General features: G+C 74.0%; 4 protein-coding genes and 1 pseudogene. 3 read left to right on the top strand and 2 right to left on the bottom strand.

Annotated elements, in window-relative coordinates:
- The coding region (locus GTW08_RS30505) for an ATP-binding cassette domain-containing protein (protein WP_161152879.1) at positions 1-1709 on the bottom strand (1709 nt) is incomplete at its 3' end.
- Between the two features lie 284 nt (positions 1710-1993).
- On the opposite strand from GTW08_RS30505, the gene GTW08_RS30510 reads away from it, so the two are divergent.
- Together GTW08_RS30510 and GTW08_RS30515 are read left to right on the top strand one after the other, a co-directional pair.
- Entirely contained in the window at positions 1994-2518 is a 525-nt protein-coding gene (locus GTW08_RS30510) for a CHRD domain-containing protein (RefSeq protein ID WP_161152880.1), read from the top strand.
- Positions 2519-2599: 81 nt separating this feature from the next.
- On the top strand, positions 2600-3457 hold the full coding sequence (locus GTW08_RS30515) for an alpha/beta fold hydrolase (RefSeq protein WP_073576997.1): 858 nt from the start codon (positions 2600-2602) through the stop codon (positions 3455-3457).
- A 63-nt stretch (positions 3458-3520) separates the two neighbouring features.
- Here GTW08_RS30515 and GTW08_RS30520 read toward each other — a convergent pair.
- Positions 3521-4978: pseudogene (locus GTW08_RS30520) on the bottom strand (RNA polymerase sigma factor); the annotation flags it as partial.
- Between the two features lie 230 nt (positions 4979-5208).
- On the opposite strand from GTW08_RS30520, the gene GTW08_RS30525 reads away from it, so the two are divergent.
- The coding region (locus GTW08_RS30525) for an inositol monophosphatase family protein (RefSeq protein WP_161152881.1) at positions 5209-5855 on the top strand (647 nt) is incomplete at its 3' end.

The following is a 5855-nucleotide window of genomic DNA, read 5'->3' on the forward strand; positions in this document are numbered from 1 at the left end:
CCGGTCAGTACGGCCCCGGTGGCGCCCGTGGACCCGGGCAGGGACCGGTCCGCGGCGAGCAGGTCGGCGTAGCGGCCCGGCTCGGCGGCCAGCTGCTCCCGCGCCCCGTGCTGGACGAGGCGGCCGTCGGACAGCACCGCGACGGCGTCGGCGCGGCGGATCGTCGACAGCCGGTGCGCCACGACGATCCCGGTGCGGCCCGCGAGCAGCGCCCGCGACGCGCGGGTCACCCGCTCCTCGGTGCGCGGGTCCATCCGCGCGGTGGCCTCGTCCAGCACGACGACGGCGACGTCGCGCACCAGCAGCCGGGCGAAGGCCACCAGCTGCTCCTCGCCGGAGGACAGTGCGATCCCGCCGGTGCCGAGGCGGGTGTCCAGGCCGTCGGGCAGGGCCTCGACCCACTCGTCGAGACCCAGCGCGGCCGTCGCGGCCTCGACCGCGCCGCGCGGGACGGCGGGGTCGAACAGTGTGACGTTCTCCGCGAGCGTCGCCGCCAGGATCTCGGTGCGCTGGGTGACCACGCCGACCGCGCGGCGCAGCCCGTCCAGGTCCAGGTCGCGCACGTCGACCCCGGCCAGGAACACCTGCCCGCGCGGCGGCTCCACGGCGCGCGAGAGCACCTTGGTGACCGTCGACTTCCCCGAGCCGGTGCGGCCGAGCAGCGCGCACGTCGTCCCGGCCGGCACGGTCAGGTCGATCCCGCCCAGGCGGAACCCGTCGTCGTATCCGGCGGTCAGTCCGCGCAGCTCCACCGACGCGGACCCCGGCGGCAGCGGACGGCCGCCCTCGGGCTCCCGCTCGGTCTCCAGCAGCGACGACACCCGGGTGAGCGCACCCAGACCGGCCTGGATGTCGGGCATCCGGTCGACGACCGCGTCGATCTGCCCGACGAACGCGGTGACCAGCAGCCACAGCGTGACCAGCGCGGCGATCCCGCCCGGGTCGCCGGCGACCAGCCACACCCCGCCGAGCGCGAGCGCCCCGAGCAGCGCGTGCGCGACGGTGCCCGTCCGCAGCCCGAGCCGGGTCGCGATCCGGCACACCTCGTGGGTGCGCGCGACGACCGTCGCCGCCCGGCGGGCGAACCCGGCCACCACGTGCGGCTGGCCCAGCGAGGTGCGCACGTCGTCCTGCCCGGCGACCGCCTCCTCCAGCTGCGCCGCGTGGTCCGACCAGGCCGTCTCCTCGGCGACCTTGGCCTGCGCGATCTGCGGCGTCAACGGCCGCGCCACCAGCACGATCACGGCGGCGACCAGCGGGAACACGACGAACGCCGGCCAGAACACCAGCCCGGCGACGATCCACGCGACGACCGAGCGCAGCAGCGAGCGGCCGGTCTCCCAGCCGATCCGCCGGATGAGCTGGGCGAGCTGGCGGCAGTCGTCGTCGACCCGGTCGAGGAGCTCACCGACCGCCTGGTCCTCCAGCGCGGGCAGCGGCTGCGCCAGCGCGGACCCCACGAGGTCCGACCGGAGCCTCCCCTCCGCGCGCCCGACCACCCCGGAGAACAGGACCCGGCCCAGGGTGTCCAGCAGGGCGGCGCCCAGCAGCAGCGCGGCCAGCACAGCGACCAGGGTGGCCGTCGGCCCGCTCACCACCGCCCCCACCACGGTCGCCGCCGTCGCCTCCGCCACTGCGGCCACCACCGCGGCGCCCACCGCCACGACCGACAGCGGTCCACCCAGCCGACGCCAGGACAGCGCGCGCACCCCCGACCCCCCGACGAGACCGCGCTACGGGATCTCCGGCGCCGTCGATGATCGACGTTAACCGCGACCCCCGACAGAATCGCCCGGTTTTCGGCGGCCCTGCCCCCGATCGGCCGGTCGAAACCGTATCGGGCGGTGCCCCACACGAAGCGGTCGACAACGCCCCGAGGTGGCGCGGCCGGGCCCCCGGTGTCCGCATGCTTGCCCCGCAGCGACGCGTGGAACACGAGGGGGAACCGATGGGACCGTGGTCGACCAGGTGGGCCGGGGGCGCGCTCTGCGCGGTGGCGGCACTGGCATTCACCGCGTCACCGGCGCTGGCCGAGGACGCACCCGTACCGGAGCCCCCCACGTTCACCAGCACGCTCACCGCGACCCTGACCCCGGACGCGGTCCGTGCCGACGACGGCGCACCGGTGCCCGGCCAGCAGGGCGCGAGCGGACAGTTCACCCTGCGCCTGAACAGCCAGCAGGACATCGTCTGCTACGACATCCGGATGACCGGGGTCACCCCGCCGTTCAGCAGCCCCGCGCGGACCGCCACGCACCTGCAGGAGGGGCAGCCGAACGAGTCCGGCAACCCGCGGATGGTATTCCCGGACCCGCAGGGCCCGCCCGGTGGTCCGATGACCAGCACGGGCTGCCTGCAGGGGCCGTTCACCACCGGCGTGGTCGTCGGCGGCGTCGACACCGGCGCCGGGTTCACGGTCAAGGACCTGGAGGCCAACCCGGCCGCCTGGTTCGTCGACACCCACACCGAGCAGTACCGGACCGGCGCGGTGCGCGGGCAGCTGTCCAAGACGGGCTGACGGCGCTGCCGGGGCCGATGAGTCCGCGGCCCCGGCACGGTCGGTAGAGGGCCGGACCCTCGACCCACCGCGGGAGACACCATGACCGGAGCGGCCACCATCACCCCGTCGCCGACCTCGAGCGGGCACCTGCCGGTCAACGGTCTGGACCTGTACCACGAGATGTACGGCGAGCTCGGGACGTCGCCACCGCTGCTCCTGCTCCCGGGCGCGTTCATGGCCGCCGGCTCGATGGCGGCCTGGGCGGCCGGGCTCGCCGACGACCGCACCGTGGTCGTCGCCGACATGCAGGGCCAGGGCCGGACACCGGACGCGCCCCGTGCGCTGTCCTACGAGCAGTTCGCCGACGACGCCGCGGCGCTGCTCCGCGGCCTGGGCGTCGACAGGGCGGACGTGATGGGCTACTCGCAGGGCGGCGGCGTGGCGCTGCAGCTCGCGCTCCGGCACCCGGACCTCGTCGGCAAGCTGGTCGTGATGGCCGCGACGTTCCGCCGCGACGGCTGGTACCCCGCCGTGCACGCCGCGATCACCGGGATGGACGCGACGACACTGGCCGGCTCGCCCGTCGAGTCCGCGTTCCTGGAGCACACGCTGGACCCCGTCGCGTTCGCGGCCTGGGTGCAGAAGGTGAAGGTCCTCAACGCTGAGGACCAGGAGATCCCCGACGACCGGATGCGTGCGATCACGGCCCGGTCCATGGTGATCGTCGGCGACGCCGACGGCGTGCGGCCCGAGCACGCGGTGGAGATGTTCCGCCTGCTCGGCGGCGGTGACGAAGGGGCCGCGGCGACCGGGATGCTGCAGGAGGTCCCCCGTGCGCCCCTGGTGGTGCTGCCCGCGACCTCCCACATCGGCCTGGTGGGGGAGACGGCGACCCTCGTCCCGGCGATCACCGCGTTCCTCGACGACGTCGCACCGGCGACGCCGGACCTGTTCTGACCGCGGACGACGAGGGCCCCGCCGGATCGTCCGGCGGGGCCCTCGTCGTGGAACGGGTGGTGCTCAGTCCAGGTAGTCGCGCAGCACCTGGGACCGCGACGGGTGCCGCAGCTTCGACATCGTCTTCGACTCGATCTGACGGATCCGCTCGCGGGTCACGCCGTAGACCTGGCCGATCTCGTCGAGGGTGCGCGGCTGGCCGTCGGTGAGACCGAAGCGCAGCCGGACGACGCCCGCCTCGCGCTCGGACAGCGTCGCCAGCACCGACTGCAGCTGGTCCTGCAGCAGGGTGAAGCTCACCGCGTCGACCGCGACGACGGCCTCGGAGTCCTCGATGAAGTCACCGAGCTGCGAGTCGCCCTCGTCGCCGATGGTCTGGTCCAGGGAGATGGGTTCCCGGGCGTACTGCTGGATCTCCAGCACCTTCTCCGGGGTGATGTCCATTTCCTTGGCGAGCTCCTCGGGAGTGGGCTCACGCCCGAGATCCTGGAGCAGCTCACGCTGTATGCGGCCGAGCTTGTTGATGACCTCCACCATGTGCACCGGGATGCGGATGGTGCGGGCCTGGTCGGCCATCGCGCGGGTGATGGCCTGCCGGATCCACCACGTGGCGTAGGTCGAGAACTTGTAGCCCTTGGTGTAGTCGAACTTCTCGACCGCACGGATGAGGCCGAGGTTGCCCTCCTGGATCAGGTCCAGGAACGCCATGCCGCGGCCGGTGTAGCGCTTGGCCAGCGAGACCACGAGCCGGAGGTTCGCCTCGAGCAGGTGGTTCTTGGCGCGCTCGCCGTCCCGCACGATCCAGCGCAGGTCGCGCCGCAGCTGCGGGGACAGCTTCTCGTTGGACTCGAACACCTTGCGGATGCGCTCGGCGCCGTAGAGGCCGGCCTCGATGCGCTTCGCGAGCTCGACCTCCTCCTCGGCGTTGAGGAGCGCGACCTTGCCGATCTGCTTCAGGTACGCGCGGACCGAGTCGGCCGAGGCGGTGAGCTCGGCGTCCTTGCGCGCCTGGCGCAGGGCCTCGGACTCCTCCTCGTCCCAGACGAAGTCCGCCGACTTCTGCTGCGACGCCCGGGTGGTCGGTGCCACCCGGTTCTTGCCGGTGTTGGTCTCGTCGTCGGAGTCGTCGTCATCGTCGTCGGACGACTCGTCGGCGGTCTCCTCCTTCGCGGCCTCGGCGAGGTCGGCCTCGATGTCCGAGGCGTCGATCTCGGAGTCCTCGAGGACGACCTCGTCGCCGTCGGCGTCGGGCTCGTCGCCGTCGGCCTTCTTGGTGGAGGCCTTCTTCGGGGCGGCCTTGCGCGGGCCGGTCTTCGGCGCGGCCTTGGTCGCCGTGCCACCCGCCGCGGCGGGCTTGCGGGTGCGTGCGGCCGGCTTCTTGGCGGTGCCGGTCGTCGCCGACGCGGTGCTCGTGGTGCCGGAAGTACGGCGGCTGCGGGATGCGGTACCCGACGTCGGTTCGACGGTCGAGTCGCTGCGTGCTGCGGAGTCTGCGGCTGCCACCTGGGCCCTCTCGCTACGTGCGCTGGAGTCGTTACGCGGCCCGGTCGCGGCGCGCTCGTCGGGGGAGACGAGGCCACGACGGCCGGGATGTCCTGTCCTGCCACCGCCTCGGTCGCCGGCGTCGATGGTGGTCGCCGCGCGTCCCGGAGACGGGGTACGCGTTCCATTGTAACTGCGTACCGGCCGGGGGGACGCACCTCACGCCGCCCCGCGCGTCCGGGTGGCTCCGCACGTGGTCGGATGGGGTGGTGAGCCCGCACGAGAGCAGCGATCCCGCCACCCTGCGCGCCGTCGCCGAGCAGGTCGCGGCCGAGGCCGCGGAGCACCTGCGCGGCCTGCCCGCACCGCACGACGACGGAGTCACGACGAAGTCCTCGCCGACCGACGTCGTCACCGCCTCCGACGCGTCGGTGGAGCGCTTCGTCCGTGACCGGCTCGCGCAGCTGCGCCCCGGCGAGCCGGTGTACGGGGAGGAGGGCGCGGGCGACGCCGCCGCCGCGCGCTGGGTGGTCGACCCGATCGACGGCACCGTGAACTACCTCTACGGGTTGCCCTGGTACGGGATCTCGGTCGCCGCCGTCCTCGACGGGGAGGGCGTCGCCGGTGCCGTGTCCGAGCCCGCCTCCGGGCGGCTCTGGTCGGCCGGACGCGGTCTCGGCGCGACCCTCGACGGGCGCCCCCTGCGCGCCGCGGCGACGACCGAGCTGGGCCAGTCCCTGGTCGGTACCGGATTCGCCTACCGCGCCGAGCGGCGCGCCCGCCAGGCCCGGATGGTCGCCGCGATGCTCCCCGAGGTCCGCGACGTGCGCCGGGCCGGCGCGGCGTCGCTGGACCTGTGCGCGGTCGCGGCGGGTTGGCTCGACGGCTATCTCGAGCACGGCTGCAACTGGTGGGA

It is taken from the genome of Pseudonocardia sp. SID8383 (assembly GCF_009864975.1).
Lineage (GTDB): Bacteria > Actinomycetota > Actinomycetes > Mycobacteriales > Pseudonocardiaceae > Pseudonocardia > Pseudonocardia alni.